Genomic DNA, 22155 nt, shown 5'->3' on the forward strand with positions numbered 1-22155 from the left:
CTTTGATTTTCAGCCGCTCGAGGCTGGCAACGCCAGCAACTCCGCGACTGAGCGCTGCGTCTGGATGTTGTGGTCGCCAGGATCGCCGCGCTCAGGAACAGACTTCAAGCCGGTGAGCGGGATCTGGACGCGGCGATCTGGCGTAGGATCGCGCTGATCGATCTCGACGATGAGGCCCGTGACATTTCCGTTTGGCCCAACCACCAATTTCTCAACTTCGCCAATCTCGCGTCCTTGGGCGTCAACGAGATCAGCGTCCTCGAGCTGGTGGCGCGTCAAGCCGAGCGCGGCTGACTGCGCGACGGCAACACAAGGGACGGCGAAAGCTGCGGCGATGGCGGCCACGATAATTCGCTTCATTGAGGCTACCTCCAGTTGAGAGGGCAAAACAATTGGGGCCGCCACCGGTTCCCGCTCCCTCTGCAACTGCTCCCTGGCCGCGAAGTGAGCGTCAGCTCGGGACGGGCGAGAAGGCCCGCAAGAGCGCGGCAAGTTCTGTCTCCTGCACCAGCTCGGCTGCTGCCGTACAGGTCGTCCAGAGCTTTTCCCGCTGCTCTGCCTCCGGCCAGACCTCGAGTTCAGCCTCGACCTTCAGCGCAAAGACCGCGACACGGAGGAGCACCTGGCCGCTGCCCAGACGCTTTTCGTAATGGAAAATGCCGAGTTTCTTCTTGGACACCTCTCCTTCGACGCCAGCCTCCTCGAAGGCCTCGCGCGCAGCCGTCTCCGGCATTTTGAGGCCCTTGATCGGCCACCCCTTGGGGATGACCCAGCGCCGCGTCTGACGGGAGGTGATCAGCAGCACCTTGACCTCGCCCCCATCCGTGCACCGCCACGGGAGGGCCGCCGCCTGGGAGCGAGGCGCCCGGTCGGACTGGCTGGGAACTGGCCCCTTCTTGGCCATTACCCCGCGGCCTGGTGTGCCAGGCGCGCCAAGCCGTAGAACAACGCGCCCATGGCGGCGGAGATGGGTAGGGTGATGACCCAGGCCCAGACAATGCCCGTGGCCAGGTTCCAGCGCACCGCCGACACCCGCCGGGCCGCGCCGACGCCGATGATGGCGCCGGTAATGGTGTGGGTCGTCGAGACCGGCACACCGACGTGGGTGGCCAGGAACAGGGTCAGCGCGCCGCCGGTCTCAGCGCAGAAGCCCTGCTGAGGCGAGAGCCGGGTGATCTTCGAGCCCATAGTGTGGACGATACGCCATCCGCCCGCGAGAGTTCCAAGCGCCATCGCCGCCTGACAGCTGAGCACCACCCACAGCGGGACGTGGAAATCCCCGCCCAGCTTGCCATGGGCGAACAGCAGGACCGCGATGATGCCCATGGTTTTCTGGGCGTCGTTGCCGCCGTGTCCGAGCGAATAGAGCGAGGCCGAGACGAACTGAAGCTTGCGGAAGGTCGAGTCGGCGATCGCTGGGGTGGCCCGCCGGAACGCCCAGGAGACGATCAGCACCAGCAGGAGCGCTAGGGCGAAGCCGAGCGATGGCGAGACTACGATGCCGGCCACCGTCTTCAGGACGCCCGACCAGACGACAGGATCTAGCCCCGCCTTGGCCATGCCAGCGCCCAGAAGGCCGCCGATCAGGGCGTGCGACGAGGAGGACGGAATCCCCGCGAGCCAGGTCACCACATTCCAAGTGATCGCGCCGCCGAGCGCGCCGAAAATCACCGCATCGGAGATGATGTCGGGATGGATGATGCCTTTGCCGACCGTCGTGGCCACGTGCAGGCCGAAGAACAGGAAGGCGATAAAGTTGAAGAAGGCCGCCCAGATCACCGCCCACTTCGCCGGCAGCACCCGCGTGGAGACGATGGTGGCGATCGAATTGGCGGCGTCGTGAAGGCCGTTCAGGAAGTCGAAGGCCAGAGCCACGACGATGAGAAAGACGAGCAGGACGCCCGAGCTGGCGAGATCCACGTCAGCGGGCCCTACAGATGCTCGATCAGCACGCCGCTGATCCGGTTGGCCACGTCTTCGAACCGGTCGACCACTTTCTCCAAATGATCGTAGATCTCCGAGCCCACGATGAAGGCCATGGGGTCGGTGCGCGCGGGCCCGTGGTAAAGCGCCGCCATGCCCTTGTCGTAGAGCTGATCCGAATCTTCCTCGAGCCGGGTCACCTCTTCGGTGATGGCGTTGAGCCGCGTGGCGTTTGCGCGAAGCGCGCGAAGCAGCGGCACAGCCTCCGCGGTCAGGTCGGCGGTCTTGACGATCACCTCGCCCAGGGTGGCCATGTGGGGTTCGAAGCTACGTTGCTCGAACAGGGTGATGGCCTTGGCCGTCTTGTGCATCTGGTCGATGGCGTCGTCCATCGAGGTGATCAGGTCGCGGATGTCAGCCCGGTCGAACGGAGTGATGAAGGTGCGCCGCACCGCCAGCAGCACTTCGCGGGTGATCTCGTCGGCGTCTGTCTCATGGCGCGAGATGTCGGCGCAGTGCGTAGGCACCTCGTCGCCACCCGACTGCAACAGGTCGCGCAGAGCCCGTGCGCCGGCGCAGAGGGTTCTCGAATGCGCTTCGAACAGATCGAAGAACGCCTCCTCGCGCGGCATCAGCGCCTGAAACCATCTCAGCATACAGTCCCCCTGCGCCGCAGGCCGGCGCCACGATGTCTAGTTTGGGAAATGAAACGAATCCCGGTTCGGCGCAACGCGGCCTTACGGCGCCGGTGCTGTGAACACGCCCGTTCTTAACCGAAACCCCCACTCGGGGCGGCTGTTAGTCTCGGCACGCTGCGCAGCATATTCATACTGATACGGCGCGGATCGCACGGTGACTCGCAACTTGGCGCGTTGCTCAACGAGGAGAAAGGTAGGTGGCGGTGGCTCTCGAACCCGCTGCTCAAGCCATGCGGGAAGACCCACGCTACCAGGATTAGCGACCACACGCTGATCTCGCGTTCGGTGCACCCGCGGCAGGTGCGTGTGTCCGCACAATGCCAGCGCGTCCGGCGTAAGGTGGCGAGCTATCTCGGATCGCGTGGCCGGCGTATAATCGCCGGGCTTTCCGGTGTGCAGCCAAGGGCGGCAGTCGTCGTCAGGCACGCCATGGCAAAAGAGCACCGAGGCCTCGCGCCGGGTCCTGCCTCGAAGTGACTTTGGCAATCGGGCGATATCTTGAATGACTTCCGGGCCGAGTTCGCGCGCCGCGAACGCGTCCGACGCGCTCCCGCCGCCTGACAGGATATAGCCTTCGTGATTTCCGGCGAGCGTTGGCCATGCGCGATCACGAAGGAAGCTTGCGGTTTCGGCAGGCCAGAGTGGACCCGAGAAGGAGTCGCCCAGGTTGATCACCTGCTCCACCCCTTCCCGCGCCAGCTCCCGGCACACGGCCTCGAGCGCCGGGAGATTGCCGTGAATGTCCGACACCACGGCGAAACGGTCATGGAGGTCGAGCTGCAGCATCAGCCGAGGAAGATAAGCACGATTGGAATGGTGGCGGCCGCGAGCACCGTCTGAACGCTGATGATGCTGGCGGAGACCTGATGATCTCCACCGAGGAGGCGAGCCATAATGTAAGCCGATGGCGTGCACGGAAGCGCGTTGAATAGCACCGCCGTGCTCAAACCGACACCGTGCAGCCCGACAGCGCGGCCTAGCACATAGGTCGCAATGGGGGCGATCGCCAGCTTGACTATCGTGGACTCAAAGACGGGCCGCCGGACCGAGCGCCACGCCTGCATTTCAAGCCCCGCTCCCACAGCCAGCAACCCTAGCGGAAGCGAAGCGGCGCCAAGGATCGACAGTAGGCTCCCGAAAGCCGGCGGGGGCACGAGGTGCAGACCATTCGCGGCGGCGCCAAGGAGCACCGATAGGATCACCGGGTTGGTCACGATGGTCTTGCCGAGTTTTCCGATCTGAAGCCGTCCGTGATGGCCATAGATCGAGAGCACGATAATCGAGGCGACGTTGAGAACCGGGATCGTGACGGCAATTGCGATCGCCGTCGCGGTCAGGCCGGGTTTGCCGAAGAGGGTCGTCGCTGCTGCGACGCCCACGTAGGTGTTCGGCCGCAGGGCGCCTTGGAGGACGGACGAGAAGGTCGGTCCCGGCTGTGGTCGAAGCGCACGTGAGACGTAGAGCAGCAGCCCGCCAACGGCGACGCCGCCAAGTAGGCTGGTCGCAATTCCGCCGAGCGAGAACCCGTCGAAGCGCGCCGTCGCAATCTGACCGAACATCAGGCAGGGAAAAAAGAGGAAGTAGTTCAGGCGTTCGCAGGGAACCCAGAACTCGTCGGCGAGCAGGCCCTTTTGGCGGATGAGGAAGCCGATCAAGATCAGCCCGAAAATCGGAGCTAGCGCTGTGAGGATCGCGGTCATCGCTTGGCGCTCACAGAGCCGACTTGATCAGCACCGCGACGCCGTATGCCGCAATGAATCCCGTCAGGGAGCGCTCGAAGACGAGCGGAGTGGCCCCTTTGAAGACCTTCCGTCCGGCGGCGGCGTAAGCGATGGCCGCAATCGCCGCGGCAAGGACGCTGTGCAGACCCAGCGCATGAAGCGAGAACAGCGCGAGTACGGTCAGCTGCACCATACCGAAGGACAGGTAGTAGGTCGAGACGACGCCTCGGGTGCGCTCCTTTCCCTCTCCTTGAGCGGAGGCGTACACCGACAGCAGCGCGCCGCCCATGTTGGTGAAGCCGTGCAGAAGGCCCATTGCGACGAGATAGGGTCGTTCCGCACGCCCGATGAAGGCCCGAAGTCGAGCCTGCAGAGCCTGGTTGAGGCGCAGCGCGGACGCGCCGATGAGGGCAAGGCCAATCGCCAGGTCAAGACGGGCGTGAAGTCCCTGACGCAGCACCAGCGCAAGCGCGAGCAGAAGCGGGATCAGGCACAGGAGGGGGCGCCCTTTGCGCCATATCTCCACGAACTGCGATGAGGATCCGCGCGTCTGAATCGCCGAGATCGTGACCGAGGCCGGTAACAGCCAGCCGAGCGTCTCTGCGTAATCCAGGCCCAGAAGCAGCAGGGTCGGGGTGCCAAAGATGAGCAGCCCCATCCCAAAGACGGATTGGACAACGGCGAAGGCGGCGATCAGCGCGCCGATCAGGAAGGCGTCGTGCATGGGAGATCTTTCCGCGTGATGCTGGCGTACGTCAGGCCGCTTGCGGTTCGATCGCGAGACCGGGCGAGAGTCTTCGCGTGCGGAGCGTCAGGAGGTCCGTCCTGCTCTCGTCGGCGGAAGCCGCAACCGTCAGCACCACATCGGCCTCGCCCAGGAAGCCACGCGCAACCAAGGCTGCGATGGCCGCTTCCGCCGGATCCGACGCATCCCAATCGAAGCCGGGGACGTGGACAGCTCGCACCCCCGGCAGCAGGTTCAGCGATCGCGCCAGGCCTTCGTCCGAATGCACCGCCAACACGGGGGCCGCCGGCCGAGCCGCGGCGACGAGACCCGCCGCATATCCTGACCTCGAGAGCACGATGACGCCGGTCACCTCGCCGGATCGGCTGAGGGCGTGCACCGCCCGGACCACCTGCGGCAGCTCCGGGCTCCGAGTGATCCGCCCGACGTCTTCCGATGCGACGCTCGCCACGCTCGCCAGGCGGGCGACCGCTTCGACGGGGAACCTGCCCACCGCTGTTTCGCCAGAGAGCATCAACAGCGATGCGCCATCCAGCACGGCGTTGGTGATGTCGCTGATCTCCGCCTTCGTCGGGTATGGGTTCTCGATCATCGTGTGCAACAGCTCCGTCGCAACGATGACCGGTTTCCCGCGGGCTTGCGCAGCGGCGATGATCTGCTTCTGGAACAGGGAGACGCGGTCGAGCTCCGTCTCGACGGAAAGGTCCCCCCGATCGATCATGATCACGTCGCTCGCGCCGATCACCTCGTCCAGGTGATCGAGGCCGCCCTGGTTCTCCACCTTCGCGACGATGCGAGGCGAGCCGTTCCGGATGAGCCGACGGATCGCCTGCACGTGCGCTGCGCTCTCGACGAAGCTGATGCCGACATAGTCAACTCCGGTCTCGGCCGCGAAGGCCAGCATGGCTTCGTCGGCGGAGGTCACGAGGTCTCGGCCAAGTTTGACGTCAGGGACGTTGATCCCCTTGCGGCTTCGAAGCTGTCCGTCCCCGAGCGCTCGAACGTGTATGTCGCGCCCGTCCACCTCCTCGACCAGGAATGCGAGCGTTCCGTCGTCGGCGAAGACGCGCACTCCAGGCCTGAGCTGTTCGTGAAGGCCGTCGAAGTTGACGGGCACCTTGTCGCGACCGTCGTGCGAGCGGTCCGTCGTCAGCGTGAGACGGTCTCCCGCGGAAAAACGCGGCTCGTGTGCGAGTTGGAGCGTCCTGATCTTGCGCCCTGGAACATCCAACAGGATTGGAAGATCGGGCAACACGCTGCGGATCAGCTGGATCGTCTCCCGGTGCCAATCGAGGTCCGCATGAGACCCATTAAGACGCGCCACCGTCATTCCCGCCGAGGCGAGTGCGCGGAGAGTCTCTGGATTGCGCGAAACCGGTCCGACGGTCGCGATAATGCCGACATGCGCCATGCCCATCCCCTTTTGTGAAGCTTTTGTGACACTATCCCTACAGCGCCGCTAGGAAAACTAGATTCTCTACCGGACCGAGTAGATTCTCTCAGAACCCGTAGGGGTGGATTCCGCCGGTTTCGGGGATCACGGCCGACAGGGTGCCCCTAGGTGATTGAAATTACTCACTATTAAACGGCATCGAACACCGGTAGAATCAACTGGTTCGAAGGAACGGGAGGGGATCCAGTGGGCTTCATCGAAGGTCAGGACCGCGCCCAGGTCAGTCTTCTCCCGCCGAGCATCGAGGACTACGTCGCGCCCGAGGCGCTGGTGCGAGTGGTCGACGCCTTCGTCGATAGCCTCGACCTGAGCGAGCTTGGTTTCGAGCGCACCGTCGCCGCAGCAACTGGTCGTCCCGGCTTCCGCCCGGACGACATGCTGCGGCTCTACGTCTGGGGTTACCTCAACCAGGTGCGTTCCTCGCGCATGCTGGAACGCGCGTGCTGGCGGGACCTTGAGGCGCTCTGGCTGATGCGCCGCCTCGCGCCCGACTACCGCACCATCGCCGCGTTCCGGCACGACAACCCGGAAGCGATCGTGCGGACCAGCGCCGCCTTCGTGCAGTTCTGCCGCGAGCAGGGCTTGGTGGGCGGCCACATGGTCGCGTTGGACGGGACCAAGATGCGGGCGGTCGCCAGCCCGAAAAACATCGCGGGCGCGGAGCGCCTGGCGCGCGACATCGCGCACACCGAACGGGAGATCGCCTACTATCTCGATCGGCTCGACTCCATGGATGAGCAGGTGGCGCAGGGCTTTGGTGACCAGCCCACGCATCGCGAGGCTTTCGGCGACGCAATTGCGTCGCTCCAGCGTCGTAAGGACCGGCTCGCCAAGCGCCAGGGCGAGCTCGCGAAACGGGAGGAGAGCGTGCTCGTCTTCGGCGAGCCTGAAGCCAAGCCGATGGGCTACGCCCATGCGCCGAAGGTGCCCGCCTACAACCTCCAGAGCGTCGTTGACGTGGAAAGCGGCCTCATCGTCCATCACGACGTCTGCAACGACGCCAATGACAGCCACCTCCTCCACCCGATGTCCGTCGCGGCGAAGGAGGTGCTGGAGGCTGACCAGCTCCACGTGCTAACCGACGGCGGCTACTCGAACGCAGTCGAAGTCGCCCGCTGCGAGGACGAGGCGATCATCGTGTCGGCGCCGATCAAGCGGGGGGCGATGAACAGCGAGCACTTCCGGCCGACTCAGTTCGTCTACGACCAGGAGAGCGACACAATCCGCTGTCCCGGCGGCTACGACTTGCGCCGCTCCGGAATCCATACCCGCGGCCGGGCGGTCCGCTATCGCACACCGGGCTGCAAGACGTGCAGCCTGAAGCCGAGGTGTACGTCCGGCGCGCAGCGGACCATCCACCGCCTCATCGACCAAGGCGCCCTCGACCGCATGGAGGCGCGCATCTACGCCGATCCGAGCCTGATGCGGATCAGGCGATGCACCGTCGAGCATCCATTCGGCACGATCAAGCGAATGTCCGGCGGGGGCAGATTCCTCACCCGAGGCCTCCGGAAGGTGAAGGCAGAAGCGGCGCTATCGGTCCTCGCGTTCAATATCCTTCATGCGGTGAACACCTTCGGTGCGGGGAAGCTGACCGGGGCGGGCTGACGCGCCTTGGCGCGGCGCATCCGACGCCGCCGCCAGCCTTGGCGAGTTTCTGCACGGCCTGCCCCGCAACGCCCCCTGAGGTCTGGATGGTCGCGCTTCGCGCGCCTTGATCCTTCGTTTGCTAAGGGGCCTCGCCCCTCGCGCCGGCAAGAGCCGCGCCGGGGTGTCCCCGACCTTCCCTCCCCCGGCTCAAGGCCGGGGTCGGTGCAGGCCGGGTGATCCCCCTCCCCGGCCCGGCTCATGCCTCTGCTACCCCCAGCCTCGCCGGCGGGCAGGGGCGATGCGCGCGACGCATCAGCCCCAACCCGGAGATGAGCCATGACTGGCAAAACTGAGACCCTGTTCAGCGTGGATGATGAGGAGGCGCTGGCGAAGGCCATCGCCCGTGAGGAAGGCCGCGCTTGGGAGCACATGCCTGAATATTCGGTGGGCCTGCTCGACGCCTACAGCCGGCAGTACGTACGATTGAAGGCCGGGCGGCTTTTGCGGGCCGTCGAAGAAGCGCGGATTTCGCGCGGCGATCTCTGGGAACAGGTGGCGCGCGATGTTCAAGACTGACGAGGATCGCACCGCCGAGACCGCGAGGCTCAACGACCTCGCCAGGACCGACCCCCATCGGGTGAACGCAACCTGGTACGCCACCAAGGGCGTCGCGGATCTCATAGAGGGCGGCCAGGACAGACGCCGCGAGCTGCAGGAGGCGATCGCCAGCTTCTCCGCCTTTCATCTTGGCGACGAGGGTTATCGGGAGCGCGACTTCGGAGCCCTCACCCTTTGGGGCCAGCGACTGTGCTGGAAAATCGACTACTTCGCGCCGGAGGGGGAGGAACTTTCCGCCGCGGAATGGAGCGTGGAGCTGACCCGGCGAGTTCTCACCGTCTTGCTCGTCCACGAATACTGAACCTGCGAGGGCCAGCCCGCCGGCTGGCCCTTTCGGGCCCCGGCTGCTATATTTGCGAGGCGTTTCAAGGAGCTTCCGCATGGGCCGCTGGTCGTCTTCCGACCCCGCCGACGTCGCCTGGCGCCGCGAACAGATGAGCGCCAACAACGACATCGAGAGCGTCGGGCGCGACCCCGAGGCCGAAGCCCTGGTCGCCAAGTTGGACGCCGAAGGCGCCAGCTCGGAACAGCGCCTCGAGGCGCTGCGGAGCTACTTCGCCAAGAAAGCCGGGTGACAGGGCGTAAGGACGCCGAAGCGGCCGCATTCGAACGAGCGTTCTACCCAGGCACCAAGGTTCTCGTGAACCGGCTTGGAATCCGCGACGCGGCCACCCTGGACGCCGCCGAGCGGATGTTCACCGACGAGCGGGTGCGCGGGCCCATGCCCGCCACCACGCAGGAGCCGAGCTACGCCGGCTTCAAGGCGATCCACTTCCACCTATTCCAAGACCTCTACGCCTGGGCCGGCCAGGAGCGCGACTACACGACCGGGCGCGGGGCGACGCCCTTCGCCCCGCCCGAGCAGATCAAGCCGTGGATGGAGCAGCAGTTCAGGAGCTTTCGCGACGCCGGCGAGCTCAAAGGTCTGGCGGCCGAGGCGTTCGCCCACAAGGCGGCCGCGATCGTCACCGAGATCAACGCCGCCCATCCCTTCATCGAAGGCAACGGCCGCACCCAGCGCGTCTGGCTGGGCGGCGTCGCCGAGCGCGCAGGCTTTGAGTTCAAGATTCGGCCCGAGGACCGCGACGCCTGGTACGGCGCCTCGAAAATCGGGTTCGAGGCCGCCGACCCCTCCCCCATGGCTCGCCTGGTCCTGGCGCGCATCCAGCCGCTCGAGCGGGCGGACAGCGGCCGCGGCCCGGAGCGGGCCGCGCAGTTTCTCGCTATGACGCGCGAGGGGGCGATCGCCACCGGCGACCCGAGCTTTCAGGCCGCTTGGGCGAACCTCGACAAGATCAGGAGCGTGATCGGCAGCGCCATGCCCCAGGACCAGGCTGCGCAGGACCGCCTGGTGACGAAGGCTCGCGAGCAAATCGCCGACCATCTCCGCGCCGGCCACGCCATTGTTGAGGTCAGCAAGGAGCAGGCCTGGCGCAACGCGTCGATGGAGAAAGCCCCCTCCCCGCCCAAGGATCGTGAGCGCTGAGGTAGGCGAGAAATCCAGGGGACGCCCGGCGGATCGGCTCCCAATAGCAGGAGCCGACGGGCGAGTTGCGGCTAGATCAGACCTTGTTTCGGCTTGGCTGAGGGGCTCATCAGGCACGCGCATTGACCCCGGCATTTTCGCAACGCTTGTCGCATGTGCCGTGACATGAGTTGCCTACTGAGGTGCGAGCTGAGACATTACCCGTCTAGGTGGTCCACCTCGTGACGTGCCCCTACTTTCTGAGTCTGGCTCAACCAGCTATCCGCGAGACGTTAGATGAATCCGCCGTCCCTCAGCGATCTCGGTCTATTCATGGCTTTCAGCCCTTTGGTTGTCGTCTTCATACTCTGGCTTGCAGGTTGGCTCCCAAGAAAGCCGCGCGAAGTCAGGGACTTCAGCCTGCCACAGCTCGCGCTGCTTTTGGGGCTGGGCTTCATCGGCTTCGTCGGATCCGGCATCGCGACCTACGCAACGCTCGCCGCCGGTTCGTGAGGCCGTAGCTGATCAACGTTCAGAAGCGCCGATGGAGAAAGCCCCTCCCTGCCCAAGGATCGTGAGCGCTGCGGTAGGCGAGAAATCCAGGGGACGCTCGGCGGATCGGCTCCCAAATAGCAGGAGCCGACGGGCGAGCCGGCCGCGCTTGCGGACGGCGTGCCGGTGGAGTTCTGGCCGGATCGGAGCACCCTTTGGGCGCGCGCGGTATAGTTCAACTAGGGGGCTCCGGCCCCCCGCGCGCAGGGCGTAAAGTCTCCGCGGAGCTCCGACCGAAAGCCGGGGTGTCCCCGACCTTCCTTCGCCTACGCTAAGCTGCAGCTCCGTGCAGGCCGGGTGATCCCCCTCCCCGGCTTTCGCGCCCCACTCGCTACCCCCGGTCTCGCCGACGGGCAGGGGTTGGTGATCGCACCAACCCTGACCCCGAAAGGGAAGGCCACCCCCAAGACCGGAGAGCTATATGGCAGACACCACGCCCAAGACCGACGATAGCAAGGCTCCTGCAATCCCACTGTCGAAGCCGAAGCGCTCGCCTTTTGTCAAAAAGGTCCTATCTGAGCTTGGCTCAGCGATCGACCTGGGCGGGCGCGGCATCGTCGCGGTCGCATTCGCAGCCCAGTTCATCAAGCCGCAGACCCTGCCCTATCCGGGCGCCGGCGTGTTGTTGGGGTTGGGTGTTCTTTTCGTGTTTTTCGGCATATATTTGAAAGCAGAGGCCGAACGATGATCGAAGCATTCTCCAATCCGCTTGTGCAGATGGCCCTGTTCTTCGGGCTTTCCCTCGGCGGGGCCGGTCTGGTCACGCTGCTGATCTCTAACCGTAACATCGCGCGCGAGGAGCGCCGCCTGAGCGGTCACTAGCCTCACCAGCCACAGGGTTTCGGAAAGGCCGGGCATTCCCCGGCCTTTTTCGTGCCCGCCTCGGAAAACATTTAAATGTTCTGGAGTGGGAAAGCATTTAAATGTATTCTTCTCAAAGTGCGAAACGCCCTTTGAGGAGCTGGCGCAATGCGCAGACGCGACGAGAGCCAGCGCTTCGATCCGGCTGGAGATTCCACCGTCAATGTCTATGAGCGCGCCCGCGCCGGCCGCTGGATCTTGGTCGACAGCTTCCACTGCCGGGTGCGCGTGCGCCGGATGATCTGCCGTCCGAAGGCGGCGCGGCCATGATGGCTGCTGACCCTCGAGACGCGCGGCGCGCTATCGCGCGCCTGGTGCGGGAGATTGATGAGGCGGCTTCGCTGCGTCACGCTGACGACGAGGAGTTTCAGGAGGCCGCCGCCCAGGGCCGCGACCTGATGGTGAATGCGGCGAGTCTGTTTGAGGCCGTTCAGCACATCGAACGGCTGACCTTGCGGTTCATCGGCAACCCGACGAGCGAGCCGGAACCGGCCCTGCTGATCAACGACATATTCCTCGTGACCCGGATCGCCCTGGATTCGATCGAAGACGTGATCGAGCAATGATCGACGCCCTTACCGAACGCCAGCTCGAGGCGGTCGAGCTGATCTTGGCCGCCGCAGCCGCCTCGCCAGCGATGGCCGACGAGGCGACGCGGGAAGCAATGGACTTCGCGCGGCCGCTCCTCGAGACAGCGCCGGCGCTCAGCGCCTTCGTCGCGCAGCTCGGGCGGCAGATCGCCAGGACCGGCCAGGACAAGACGCCCCAGGGCCGCGCGCTGGCGCGCTCCGCGGGCGAGCTCGTGCGGCTCGCCCGGCCCGACTGACGCCGGGCTGCGGCCCCTCCCCTTAGTGCTTCTTCAGGCGCTCGGCGGCCGCGTCGAGTTCTTTGCGCTGGCTGCCGTGCTTGGCGATCAGCTCGCGCGCCTGGTGCGTACTGATGCCGTGCTTTTCGGCGATGTGGCGGACTTCATAGTCCTCGGCGCCTGACACCCGGCTGCGGTCGGGCTCACCCACGTTCTGCTTATTGTCGGCCATGGCATGGGTCTCCTTCTGGGAAGGTTGAATCGCCCGACGGCGCTTGGGTTCCTCCTTGGCCTCTATGGAGGCCCGGTAAGGACTAAGGGGCTTCGCCCCTCGCGCGCCGGGGATGAAGTCTCCGCTTCGCTCCGACCGGCCGAAGGGGTCTCCCCAGCCTTCCTCCCTTCGGTCGTGCAGGCCGGGTGATCCCCCTCCCCTTCGGCCGTCCCCCGCTTGCTACCCCCAGCCTCGCCGGCGGGCAGGGGGCAGGCGGGCCTGACCCTGCCAACAACCGGAGCCAAGACGATGAACTTCCGCGAAATCGCCCTGAACAAGCTGGTCCTGTCGCCGCGCAACATGCGCCAGGGCGACGTCTTCGTTGACGACCTGGTCGCCAACATCGGGGCGACCGGCAAGGTGCTTCAGAACCTTCGCGTGACGGCCGAGCAAGGCGAGGCGGGCAAGCCGACCGGGCGCTTCGAGGTCCATGTCGGCGGACGGCGCTGGCGGGCGCTGAACGTCCTGGCTGAGCGCAAGGCGATCAAGCGCACCTTCCCTGTCCCCTGCGCCGTCTGCGAGGACGAGGCCGAGGCGCTTGAGGAAAGCATCGCCGAAAACAACGTACGCCTCCCCCCTCACCCGGCCGATCAGTTCGCGGCCTTCTATGAGCTGAGCCAGACCGGAAAGACCGTCACCGAGATCGCGGAGCGGTTCTCGATATCGCCGCGCATCGTGGAGCGTCGCCTGAAGCTGGCGACCGTCTCCCCTCGCCTCATGGAGCTGTTCAGGGCTGACGAGCTGACCCTTGACCACATGGCGGCGTTCACGCTGAGCGACGATCACGCCGCTCAGGAAGCCGCCTACTTCCACGCGCCCAAGCACAGCCGCAGCCCTTGGGAGATCAAGCGGCGGATCGTCGGCGGCGCGATCAGCACGGAGACGAACGCGCTGGCCAAGCTGGTCGGGCTGGGCGCCTACCGAGCAGCGGGCGGCGTTGTCAGCCAGGACCTCTTCGCTCAGGACGGAGACGCGGGCTTCATCACCGACATCGCGCTCTTGGAACGGCTGGCGACCGAGAAGCTGGACATCGCGGCCGAGGAGGTTCGCGGCGAAGGCTGGTCATGGGTCGAGCTGGCCTTGTCGTGGGACTACAGCACGTCCCAGCAGTACGGGCGCGCCTACCCCACGCCGGTCCCCCTCAGCGCCGAGGCTCGCGACGAAATCGAGCGGCTGACGGTCGAATATCAGACCCTGGAGACGGAGACCGACGAGGACGACGCCGAAGCCTTGGAACTGATGGAGGCGATCGACCAGCGGCTAGCGGAGCTGGAAGCCTCCGCAGGCGAAACCTACGCCGACGAGGTGAAGGCGATCACCGGCGCCATCGTCACTGTCAGCCAGAGCGGCGGGGTTCGGATCGAGCGGGGCTGCGCCAAGCCGGGTGCGGACACCAAGGCGTTGCGGGCGTTGGAAGGCCAAGACAATGGGTCGCGCGGCAGCGCCTACCCAACCCAGGAGCGGCCGAAGCGAGAGAACGGCGCGCTCGCGGACAAGCTGGTGCTGGACCTGTCAGCGCATCGGACGGCGGCGATCCGCGCCAGCCTTCTCGACCGGCCTGATGTCGCCCTGGTCGCGGTCACTCATGCCCTGCTGGTCCAGACGCACTACGGCTGCGCCGTCTACGACCGCCCGACGACGTTCGAGCTGAGCGCCGACACCCTGACCAACCACCCGCAGCGGCATTGCCAGGGCTATCAGGGGTCCAAGGCTGGTCAGGTGCTGACCTCGGCGCGCGGGCGCATGACCCTTCTTCTGCCGACGAGCAGCCGCGAGCTGTGGGGCTACCTCATGGAGCGGTCGCAAAATCAGCTCCTTGAGCTGCTGGCCTACGCCGCCTCGAATCTCGTCAACGGACTGGTGGCCTCCCATAACCAGGTGAACACCGACCGGGTGCGCGCCGCCGACGCTCTGGCGTGCGCGCTGGCCCTCAACATGACCGACTGGTGGGAAGCGACGGCGGAAAGCTTCTTCGGCCGGGTCTCCAAGCCTGTGATCCTCGCCGCCGTCGCCGAAGTCTCCACCGCCCAGGCCGCGGACAACATCGCTGGTTTGAAGAAGGCCGAGCTTGCGGCCGAGGCTGAGAAGCGGGTGGCGGGCAAGGGTTGGCTCCCTGCCCTGCTGCGTTCCGACATGGCCGCTCCCGCCTCGGTTCGCGCCCAGCAACACGCCCAGCCTGCCTACGACGAGGACGAGGCTGACGTTGACGACACCCCCGCAGACGAGAGCCAAGGCGACGACTACCGGCTCGCCGCGGAGTGAGACTAGGGGCCGGGGCGTCAGTCCCGGCCATCCCTGTTGTACGTACAACACCCCCGGCCGGCGGCCGGAAGCGGCGCGGGCCTGCGGCCCGCCGGTCCTTTCCTAGAGGTTGCTAAGGGGCGTCGCCCCTCGCGCCCAGGGGGTGAAGTCTTCGACCGCTGGCGGGGGTGTCCCCGCCCTTCCCTCCCCCGGCTCAAGGCCGGGGTCAGTGCAGGCCGGGTGATCCCCCTCCCCCGCCAGCGCCCCCCGGTTGCTACCCCCAGGCTCATTGGCGCCGGCCTAGCGGGCATGGATCGCGAAGAGCGACCAAGCCCTTAGACCACGAAAACATTTAAACCTTCTAGCTCTGAAGAACATTTAAAGGTATTCTTCTCTTGGAAACGGAGCCGAAGCCATGACCAAAGCCCGCACAACCTCGAAGACTTCGAAGACCTCCAAGGCCAAGCGCGTCGCGCCGGCCGAGACCGAGCGCTTCGACGTTCACCAGCACGTCACTGACAAGATCATTGCGGCCCTTGAAGCCGGGACGAAGCCTTGGGAACAGCCGTGGCGTTCGCTGGGCGGCAGCCTCCGTCCTTTGCGCTTCAACGGCGAGCCTTACCGCGGCGTCAATGTCCTGATGCTGTGGGTTGGGGCTCAGGAACGCGGCTTTGTCTCGCCCTATTGGATGACCTTTCAGCAGGCGATCGAGCTGGGCGGCTGCGTGCGCAAGGGCGAGCGCGGAACCAAGGTCGTGAAGGCCGGCCAGAGCGTGTTCGGCGACAAGGACGGCGCGGGCGAAAGCGACGGGGGCGAGGACGGACCCGAGGTCCGCCGCTGGCTGAAGGCTTACACCGTGTTCAACGTCGACCAGATCGACGGCTTGCCCGAGCGCTATCAGGTGAAGGAGGCCGAACCCTGCCCCATGCTGGAGCGCATCGAGGCGGCCGACCGGTTCTTCGCGAACATCCCGGCCAAGATCCACCACGGCGGCGACCGCGCCTTTTATCGGATCAGCACCGACGAAATTCACATGCCGGCCTTCGAGCTGTTCGGCGACGCCGAACACCAGGCCGCGACCTTGGCGCATGAGCTGATCCACTGGACGCGCCACCCTTCCCGTCTGGATCGCGACTTCGGGCGGCAGCGGTTCGGCGATGAGGGATATGCGAAAGAGGAATGCGTGGCGGAGCTGGGCGCCGCCTATGTCGGTGCGCTTCTCGGCCTGCGCCCCTCGCACGTCGAAGATCACGCCTCTTACATCGCGTCCTGGCTGAAGGTCCTGAAGGACGACAAGCGGTTTATCTTCACCGCCGCCAGCCACGCCCAGCGCGCCGCTGACCTGCTGGAAAGCTTCCAGGCGAGCGGTTCCCAATACCACGACATGGAGGAGGCCGCTTAGGCGGCCTCCGGACTGGAGCGCGTCATGCTGGCCCTGTTTCTCGTCGTCATCGCCTTCGCCCTCGTGGGCTGTTTGGGAGCAGGACGCCCCAACAGCGAGGGGGCTCGACTGCTTTGGCGTGAAAATCAGGAGGGGCGGGAGGATGAGTGCTGAAACATTTGTACGTTCTCGGTATGCTGAATCGCTTCGCCTCGACCGCCTTCGGCGGCCGAGGCGTAATGGTTCGGCGGGGGACGCTTTTGGACGACGACGACGGCGGCGACCGGCTCATGGGGCTGAAGGTCTCCGCATTGCTGCACGAGCAGATCAAGCAGGAGGCGGCCAGAGACGGCGTGACCCTGCGCGTGATCGTCCTGCGTGCGCTGAAGGCCGCGGGATTCACGGTGAACGATGAAGACCTGGCGGACCGGCGTCCTGTCAGATCCGGCAGGAGAAAGGCCCAATGAGAACCATCGTGGTCAACAACCAGAAGGGCGGAGTCGGAAAAACAACCGTCGCTGTCCATCTCGCGTGGTTCCTCGCGGAAGAAGGCTACTCGCGCGTGCTGTTCATCGACCTCGACGCTCAGGGTAACGCATCCTCGGTGCTGAGCGACGAGCGTCAGGCCGGCCTGAGCAGCGGCCTTTTTATCGATCCGAACTTCAGTGTCACCGGGGAGGCTGGGATCAACGTCCTGGCCGCCGACGAGAAGCTGAACATCATTGACCCGCAGATGGCCGTCGCTGTGCCGGCGATGGCCAAGGCCTTTGCGAAGCTCGGGGCTGAGTTCGACTACTGCGTCATCGACACTCCGCCAGCCTGGGGCGCGCGGAACTATGCGGCCCTGCTGGTCACAGATTTCGTCCTGTCGCCGATAGACCTCGAGTCCTTCGCGCTTCAAGGGGTCGCGACACTTCGGAAACAGATCAGGCTGGTGGAAGAGCAGGGGCGCAAGGGGCGTAAGGTCGGTTTCCTTGGGCTGTTGCCGTCCCGCTTCGTCAGCAACTCGCCGCGGCAACGTGAGAACCTCAAGGCGCTCGTCACCCAGGCCGGGACCTCGCTGATGTTCGAGGGGGTGCTAACCCAGCGCCAGGGTTACGCCGAGGCCGTTGCGGTGAAGACGCCTGTTTGGAAGCTCAAGAAGACCTCAGCCCAAGAAGCGGGCCGCGAAGCCCGAAGCGTCCTCACCACTGTCAAGAGCCGCATGGCGGCTCCCATCGTCGCCTAGAGGGGGCAGTCGTCATGAGCAGCCTGGACTTCAGCAATCTCCTCACCGGTCTGGTGGAGGAACACGAAACCCCGGAGGGCGCGAAGCTACGGGATATCCCGATCGACGAAATTTATGAGGACCCGAGCAATCCGCGCACGTCGTTCGACAAGGACCAGCTCAAGGAGATGGCGGCGTCGGTGAAGGCGCACGGTGTTCTGCAGCCCATCACCGTGCGGCCGAAGGATGATCGCGGGTATATGATCCGCTTCGGCGCCCGTCGTTTCCGCGCGGCCAAGATCGCGGGGATTGCGACCGTTCGCGCGATCGTTTCCACGAGCGACGCCGATGAGGCCGACATCCTTGCGGCACAGGTGATCGAGAACCATCACCGTGCGGGGCTGAGCACCCAGGAGATGATCCAGGCTGTTAGTCGGCTCCTGACAGGCGGCCTCAGCCAGGGCGCAGCGGCGGAGAAGCTCGGGATTTCGCGCGAGCAGGTGAATATGTACGCCGGCTTGCGGGACCTGCCGCCGGTGCTCGATGCACTGACCCCGACGCTTGGGGTTCGGGCTCTGTATGAGCTGCACGGCGCTTGGAGGCGGGATCCTGCGCGCACCGAAGCCCTTATCGCCGAGAGGGGCGAGGCCATCACGGTCGCAGAGGCTCGCGCATTTGCGGCCGAACTGAAGGCGGGGCAGCAAGGCAAGGCGACGACCATTGCGCAGCCAGCCCCCGCTTCGGAGGTCGAGGGCGAGGGGGTGTTGTACATACAACAGTCCCAGACCAACCAGGACAGGGCAGGGGAGGCGCAGGAGGGGGTGTTGTATGTACAACAGCCCGAGGAAGGATCCCTCACTCCGCCGCCGCGCCGCGCCGTTATCGTGGGCTTTGACGTGAAGGTTGGGCGGCGGAACGGGCGACTTCTCCTCGACGCCGGCCCCGACCGCGAAACGGTCATGATCGAATTTGAAGGTGGCGTGGTTGAGCCCGCGCCAGTGTCGAGCGTGCGGCTTCTAGGCGTCAGGAGCCACTAGGTTGGATGCCCGCCGTATAGGCTGGGCCGTCTTGCGGACGGTTGTGATGACGCTGGCCTTCATCGTCTTTACCCTCCTGGTCATGCTGCGCGGCATCGTAAAAGGGCTCACCAAGCTCTACCTTGTCGTCTTCGCCTTCTTCATCGCGATATCGTTTTTCCTGCCGACGGGCATGCCCCTGGCGGGATGGATATGGCTGAGCGTCTTCGCCTTCGCCGCGGCACTCATCAGCTACAAGTACGACACCCTCCTTCAGTGGCTTGAGCCCGAAGGTCGGACGTTATTTTTCGACGTCTAAGGGGGTTCCGCCACGAGCAGAGCGACCAGTTCGGCGCGCTTCTCCCGTAGATCGGCAATCACAGCGTCAAGGCGTTCGAGGCGCTGTCTGCGGTTGGCCAGGTCGGGATCATCCTTCGCCGGCTCTTCGATGCGGTCGATGAAGGCGCGCACCTCGCCCGTCGTGAAGCCGAGATCCACCAGTAGTCCGATCCGGCGGGCAAGGGCGACAGCCGAAGGTGGATAGTCGCGATAGCTGTTGGCGCCGCGGCTGGGTTTGATCAGCCCCTCGCGTTCGTAGTGGCGGACCTGGCGGGTGGTCAGCTGAGCGTTGCGGGCCAGCTCACTAATTTGCATGGCGTTGGTCTCCGGTGCTGACGTTGCCGGTAATGGCAGGGCTCGTTGTCAGTGGCAGGGTCGGGCCCCGCCTGACCCCTGCCCGCCGGCGAGGCTGGGGGTAGCAAGTGGGGTGCGGCCAGGGGGGAGGGGGATCACCCAGCCTGCACTGAGCGCAGCGAGGGAAGGTTGGGGAGACCCCCCTGGCCGGTCGGAGCGCAGCGGAGACTTCACACCCCGCGCGCGAGGGGCGAAGCCCCTTAGCCCTGTCTTGGCTAGGGTCCTGTTGAGCCGTTCAGCTGCTCGAAGGCCCGCCGTTGCGAGACCCTCGTCAGCCCGCCGAGCCCCTTCGCGAGCGGTCAGCTTGCGGGGGAGGTCGGATAGGAGGGGTGAGTGTTGGGTGTGAGGGCAGGATAGGCTATGCGCCGGCAAATTTATAAACTACCCTCGGTTGAATGGCCATGTTCGCCTTTCAGCTTCCGGACGCGCTTGCCGCACGCTTTGACGCGATGGCCGTTCAGGGCCGCTCAAAGAAGCTTCGGGAGTTGGTCGCCGGCGCGGTCGGCGACGCGACAGCCGTCCCCGCGACGGGGCTACGTCGGAAGTCGGTGAAACTGACGCTCCGGCTGAAGCCCGAGGACATGACCGCGTTAGACGCCGCTGCACGGAAAGAGGGGATGCTGCGAACCGACTGGATGCTGGCGCTAATGCGCCGCCGTCTGTTTGGCCGCCCCAAGTTCGGTCGGAAAGAGGAGCTGGCGTTCTACGCCGTGCAGGAGGAGCTGCGTCGGATCGGGGTGAACCTGAATCAGATCGCCCGCGCCATGAACACCGCCGTCATGCCCGGAACCGTGCTCACGTCGGAGATCCGCCAGGTTGAGGATTTCCGCGGAGAGCTCCGCGCCCATGTGCGGGGGCTGAAGGACGCCTTTCAGGGCAACCTCGATTTCTGGGAGGTCGAGGAGTGAGCGAGTTCCGAACAGTTCGGGGCTTCGACAATCTCTGGCGGCCGCCAGCCGGCGGCCGGAAGATCATCCCGCGAGAACCCGTGCTTGGGGCGCCTGGCGCCGGCGCGAAGGGTGGGGGCGAGAAGGCGCGCCTCGCGCGCGTCGTGAAGAAGGCGCCCGAGGTCATGGTGAAGGTCACGGGGCGCACGAAGGACGGCGCTCACCTCGGAGCCCACCTCGATTACATCTCGCGCAAGGGCGAGCTGGATCTAGAGCAGTCGGACGGCGCTCTGATTCACGGCCGCGAGGCTGTGCGCGAGCTTGCCGAGGATTGGTCTGCCGTGGGTGAGAGCGACAGCCGCCGGCGGGCGAACACCAACATGAGCATCTCCATCGTCCTTTCCATGCCGATCGGGACGGATGAGAGCCGGATGAGGGACGCCGTTCGCGCCTTCGCGCGCGCTGAGTTCGGTGACAATTTCCCCTTCGCTTTCGCCTTCCATCAGGACGCCAAAGGCGAGCAGCCGCACGTCCACCTGGCGGTGCGGGCCATGGGCGTGAATGGCGAGCGACTGAACCCGCGCAAGGCGCACCTGGCGGAGTGGCGTGACCGGTTCGCCCAGGAGTTGCGGCGAAGGGGTGTCGAAGCTGAGGCGACGCCACGGCGTGCGCGGGGGATCACGCAGAAGCCGGAGCGGACGCCGGTGCGGAAGGCCCGCGAGCGCTATGAGCGCACGGGGCAGAATGAGCCGCGAGTGCTGCGCGAGGCGCGGCGAGAGGCCGAGGCGCTGGCGCAGGGCAGGATCAAGGTCGAGGCGTGGGATCAGCAGATGCGCCGGCGTCAGGCGGAGGTGCGTAGGACCTATCTCGAAGCTGCAAAGGTCCTGGCGGCGTCGAGCAACGCCCAGGATCGCGCTCTTGCGCGCGACGTCGAGGCGTTCGTGAAAGCCATGCCCTCGCCGGTCAGCCGGCGGGTGGCGATGGCGCGGGGGTTGGCGGAAGGGCACCGCGCCCGCAAGGCGCCTGAGGATCAGCCGGAGCGCCAGGCATCGCCGGGCAAAGACCGACCGCGCGGGCGCTAGTTTAGGCAATTGAACCCGTCGGCCCTGCTGACCGCCAGCTTGATGACTCCCAATCAGCGCGTTCACTCGCCTGCCCAAGCTGGATGGTTGTGCCGACGGGATGTTGGCCCGCCCATTTCGCCTGGAGCGGATGTTCCGAACGCCCGAGACAATTTGAGGCCATGCGGGAAACACGAATCAGCGCGGGGGAGGGGGCCTTGATGCGTCGTACGCCTGGCTCGTTGCCCAGTTCGTGGGTCGATCGAACTTATCGTTGCCTAGCTAACAAATGTTCGCGACAGAATCCACAAGCATAGAGTGTTAGAATCACAATAACAACCTATGGACTAGCTGATGGGCGTGCTCCACTGTAGCTAAGTTGCGCGACCGTTGCACAACTTTCCCGGGGCATACAAAATGAGCACAATCACCGGTACCGCCGCAGACGACAGTCTTGTCGGAACGTCGACGGCCGACAGCATCTCGGGGCTTGCGGGAAATGACACGATTGACGGTGGCGCGGGCTCGGACACGATGGTGGGCGGCCTTGGCAATGACATCTACCTGGTAGATGTCAGCACAGACATTGTTACCGAGGCCGCCAGCGAGGGCGCTGACACGGTTCAGGCGAGCTCCGCCACCTTCACGCTGGGCCTGAACGTCGAGAACCTGACCTACACCGGGGCGGCAGCATTCACCGGCACGGGCAACAGCCTGGCCAACGCCCTGACCGGCGGCGGCGGCAACGACACGCTGTTTGGCGGCGGCGGAGCCGACACGCTGAACGGCGGAGGTGGGATCGATATCGCGGCCTACACCGTAAGTGGCAGCGCTGTCGTCGCCAGCCTAGCGGCTCCGGGCTCGAACACCGGTGAAGCGCTTGGTGACGTCTACAACAGCATCGAGGGTCTGCTGGGCACCAACGGCAGCGATACGCTAACTGGCGACGCGGGCGCCAACAGCCTGG

30 protein-coding genes are annotated in these 22155 nt (G+C 65.5%); 20 read left to right on the top strand and 10 right to left on the bottom strand.

Translation table 11 applies throughout. The features are described 5' to 3' along the window. Positions 1-9: 9 nt before the first annotated feature. From ACSQ2B_RS25760 to pyk, 8 genes are all read right to left on the bottom strand, one after another. A complete protein-coding gene (locus ACSQ2B_RS25760; RefSeq protein ID WP_436054267.1) occupies positions 10-360 on the bottom strand; it encodes a PRC-barrel domain-containing protein in 351 nt (116 codons plus the stop codon). 91 nt (positions 361-451) lie between these two features. Next, positions 452-904 (bottom strand): NUDIX hydrolase, encoded by a 453-nt coding sequence (locus tag ACSQ2B_RS25765; RefSeq protein ID WP_436054268.1) that lies wholly within the window; start codon positions 902-904, stop codon positions 452-454. Then, the gene (locus tag ACSQ2B_RS25770; protein WP_436054269.1) at positions 904-1920 is read right to left on the bottom strand and encodes an anion permease; all 1017 of its coding nucleotides are present in this window, start codon (positions 1918-1920) and stop codon (positions 904-906) included. Before ACSQ2B_RS25770 ends, ACSQ2B_RS25765 begins: the two co-directional genes overlap by 1 nt. 11 nt (positions 1921-1931) lie before the next feature. Beyond that, on the bottom strand, positions 1932-2579 hold the full coding sequence (locus ACSQ2B_RS25775; RefSeq protein ID WP_436054270.1) for a DUF47 domain-containing protein: 648 nt from the start codon (positions 2577-2579) through the stop codon (positions 1932-1934). Between the two features lie 81 nt (positions 2580-2660). Further along, positions 2661-3407 carry a metallophosphoesterase family protein gene (locus ACSQ2B_RS25780; RefSeq protein WP_436054271.1) on the bottom strand — a complete coding sequence of 249 codons (747 nt, stop codon included), beginning with the start codon at positions 3405-3407 and terminating at the stop codon, positions 2661-2663. After that, positions 3407-4321, bottom strand: a complete 915-nt coding sequence (locus ACSQ2B_RS25785) for an AEC family transporter (RefSeq protein ID WP_436054272.1) — start codon at positions 4319-4321, stop codon at positions 3407-3409. Before ACSQ2B_RS25785 ends, ACSQ2B_RS25780 begins: the two co-directional genes overlap by 1 nt. 10 nt (positions 4322-4331) lie before the next feature. Beyond that, complete coding sequence (locus ACSQ2B_RS25790; protein WP_436054273.1) at positions 4332-5066, bottom strand: TSUP family transporter; 735 nt, start codon at positions 5064-5066, stop codon at positions 4332-4334. A 31-nt stretch (positions 5067-5097) separates the two neighbouring features. Next, the gene (gene pyk / locus ACSQ2B_RS25795; protein ID WP_436054274.1) at positions 5098-6498 is read right to left on the bottom strand and encodes a pyruvate kinase; all 1401 of its coding nucleotides are present in this window, start codon (positions 6496-6498) and stop codon (positions 5098-5100) included. A 228-nt stretch (positions 6499-6726) separates the two neighbouring features. Between pyk and ACSQ2B_RS25800 the strand changes: the two genes are divergently transcribed. The 11 genes from ACSQ2B_RS25800 to ACSQ2B_RS25850 all read left to right on the top strand — a co-directional run bounded on the left by ACSQ2B_RS25800 (position 6727) and on the right by ACSQ2B_RS25850 (position 12452). After that, complete coding sequence (locus tag ACSQ2B_RS25800) at positions 6727-8148, top strand: IS1182 family transposase (RefSeq protein WP_436054275.1); 1422 nt, start codon at positions 6727-6729, stop codon at positions 8146-8148. Positions 8149-8466: 318 nt separating this feature from the next. Beyond that, the gene (locus ACSQ2B_RS25805; RefSeq protein ID WP_436054276.1) at positions 8467-8706 is read left to right on the top strand and encodes a hypothetical protein; all 240 of its coding nucleotides are present in this window, start codon (positions 8467-8469) and stop codon (positions 8704-8706) included. Beyond that, entirely contained in the window at positions 8693-9049 is a 357-nt protein-coding gene (locus tag ACSQ2B_RS25810; protein ID WP_436054277.1) for a DUF3768 domain-containing protein, read from the top strand. Before ACSQ2B_RS25805 ends, ACSQ2B_RS25810 begins: the two co-directional genes overlap by 14 nt. A gap of 79 nt (positions 9050-9128) precedes the next feature. After that, positions 9129-9323 carry a hypothetical protein gene (locus ACSQ2B_RS25815; protein WP_436054278.1) on the top strand — a complete coding sequence of 65 codons (195 nt, stop codon included), beginning with the start codon at positions 9129-9131 and terminating at the stop codon, positions 9321-9323. 65 nt (positions 9324-9388) lie between these two features. Then, on the top strand, positions 9389-10234 hold the full coding sequence (locus ACSQ2B_RS25820) for a Fic/DOC family protein (protein ID WP_436054279.1): 846 nt from the start codon (positions 9389-9391) through the stop codon (positions 10232-10234). A gap of 276 nt (positions 10235-10510) precedes the next feature. Next, positions 10511-10726: a hypothetical protein gene (locus ACSQ2B_RS25825; protein WP_436054280.1), complete on the top strand. Its 216-nt coding sequence runs from the start codon at positions 10511-10513 to the stop codon at positions 10724-10726. 460 nt (positions 10727-11186) lie between these two features. Continuing rightward, complete coding sequence (locus tag ACSQ2B_RS25830; RefSeq protein WP_436054281.1) at positions 11187-11453, top strand: hypothetical protein; 267 nt, start codon at positions 11187-11189, stop codon at positions 11451-11453. Then, entirely contained in the window at positions 11450-11587 is a 138-nt protein-coding gene (locus tag ACSQ2B_RS25835) for a hypothetical protein (protein ID WP_436054282.1), read from the top strand. The genes ACSQ2B_RS25830 and ACSQ2B_RS25835 overlap by 4 nt, the downstream gene beginning before the upstream one ends. Before the next feature lie 147 nt (positions 11588-11734). Next, positions 11735-11896, top strand: a complete 162-nt coding sequence (locus ACSQ2B_RS25840; RefSeq protein WP_436054283.1) for a hypothetical protein — start codon at positions 11735-11737, stop codon at positions 11894-11896. Further along, on the top strand, positions 11893-12192 hold the full coding sequence (locus ACSQ2B_RS25845; protein WP_436054284.1) for a hypothetical protein: 300 nt from the start codon (positions 11893-11895) through the stop codon (positions 12190-12192). Before ACSQ2B_RS25840 ends, ACSQ2B_RS25845 begins: the two co-directional genes overlap by 4 nt. Continuing rightward, positions 12189-12452 carry a hypothetical protein gene (locus ACSQ2B_RS25850; protein WP_436054285.1) on the top strand — a complete coding sequence of 88 codons (264 nt, stop codon included), beginning with the start codon at positions 12189-12191 and terminating at the stop codon, positions 12450-12452. The genes ACSQ2B_RS25845 and ACSQ2B_RS25850 overlap by 4 nt, the downstream gene beginning before the upstream one ends. Positions 12453-12474: 22 nt before the next feature. On the opposite strand, the gene ACSQ2B_RS25855 is transcribed toward ACSQ2B_RS25850, so the two are convergent. Beyond that, positions 12475-12663, bottom strand: a complete 189-nt coding sequence (locus ACSQ2B_RS25855) for a DUF3606 domain-containing protein (RefSeq protein ID WP_436054286.1) — start codon at positions 12661-12663, stop codon at positions 12475-12477. Positions 12664-12951: 288 nt separating this feature from the next. Between ACSQ2B_RS25855 and ACSQ2B_RS25860 the strand changes: the two genes are divergently transcribed. The 6 genes from ACSQ2B_RS25860 to ACSQ2B_RS25885 all read left to right on the top strand — a co-directional run bounded on the left by ACSQ2B_RS25860 (position 12952) and on the right by ACSQ2B_RS25885 (position 18866). Next, positions 12952-14964 carry a ParB/RepB/Spo0J family partition protein gene (locus ACSQ2B_RS25860; protein WP_436054287.1) on the top strand — a complete coding sequence of 671 codons (2013 nt, stop codon included), beginning with the start codon at positions 12952-12954 and terminating at the stop codon, positions 14962-14964. Between the two features lie 394 nt (positions 14965-15358). Next, positions 15359-16345, top strand: a complete 987-nt coding sequence (locus ACSQ2B_RS25865; RefSeq protein WP_436054288.1) for an ArdC family protein — start codon at positions 15359-15361, stop codon at positions 16343-16345. A 239-nt stretch (positions 16346-16584) separates the two neighbouring features. Then, positions 16585-16791: a hypothetical protein gene (locus tag ACSQ2B_RS25870; protein WP_436054289.1), complete on the top strand. Its 207-nt coding sequence runs from the start codon at positions 16585-16587 to the stop codon at positions 16789-16791. Then, the gene (locus ACSQ2B_RS25875; protein WP_436054290.1) at positions 16788-17552 is read left to right on the top strand and encodes a ParA family protein; all 765 of its coding nucleotides are present in this window, start codon (positions 16788-16790) and stop codon (positions 17550-17552) included. The genes ACSQ2B_RS25870 and ACSQ2B_RS25875 overlap by 4 nt, the downstream gene beginning before the upstream one ends. Before the next feature lie 14 nt (positions 17553-17566). Further along, positions 17567-18568, top strand: a complete 1002-nt coding sequence (locus ACSQ2B_RS25880; RefSeq protein ID WP_436054291.1) for a ParB/RepB/Spo0J family partition protein — start codon at positions 17567-17569, stop codon at positions 18566-18568. Between the two features lie 46 nt (positions 18569-18614). Continuing rightward, positions 18615-18866, top strand: coding sequence for a hypothetical protein (locus ACSQ2B_RS25885; RefSeq protein WP_436054292.1), 252 nt, complete (start codon positions 18615-18617; stop codon positions 18864-18866). Here ACSQ2B_RS25885 and ACSQ2B_RS25890 read toward each other — a convergent pair. Then, a complete protein-coding gene (locus ACSQ2B_RS25890; RefSeq protein ID WP_436054293.1) occupies positions 18863-19201 on the bottom strand; it encodes a MerR family transcriptional regulator in 339 nt (112 codons plus the stop codon). The two genes, ACSQ2B_RS25885 and ACSQ2B_RS25890, sit on opposite strands and share 4 nt — an antisense overlap. A 434-nt stretch (positions 19202-19635) precedes the next feature. Here ACSQ2B_RS25890 and mobC point away from each other — a divergent pair, with 434 nt between their 5' ends. The 3 genes from mobC to ACSQ2B_RS25905 form a co-directional block, all read left to right on the top strand. Continuing rightward, on the top strand, positions 19636-20148 hold the full coding sequence (gene mobC / locus ACSQ2B_RS25895) for a plasmid mobilization relaxosome protein MobC (protein ID WP_436054294.1): 513 nt from the start codon (positions 19636-19638) through the stop codon (positions 20146-20148). Then, positions 20145-21209, top strand: a complete 1065-nt coding sequence (locus ACSQ2B_RS25900; protein WP_436054295.1) for a relaxase/mobilization nuclease domain-containing protein — start codon at positions 20145-20147, stop codon at positions 21207-21209. Before mobC ends, ACSQ2B_RS25900 begins: the two co-directional genes overlap by 4 nt. A gap of 396 nt (positions 21210-21605) precedes the next feature. Next, a partial coding sequence (locus ACSQ2B_RS25905; protein ID WP_436054296.1) for a calcium-binding protein occupies positions 21606-22155 on the top strand: 550 nt, incomplete at its 3' end.

This window comes from Phenylobacterium sp. LjRoot225, assembly GCF_964252855.1.
Lineage (GTDB): Bacteria > Pseudomonadota > Alphaproteobacteria > Caulobacterales > Caulobacteraceae > Phenylobacterium.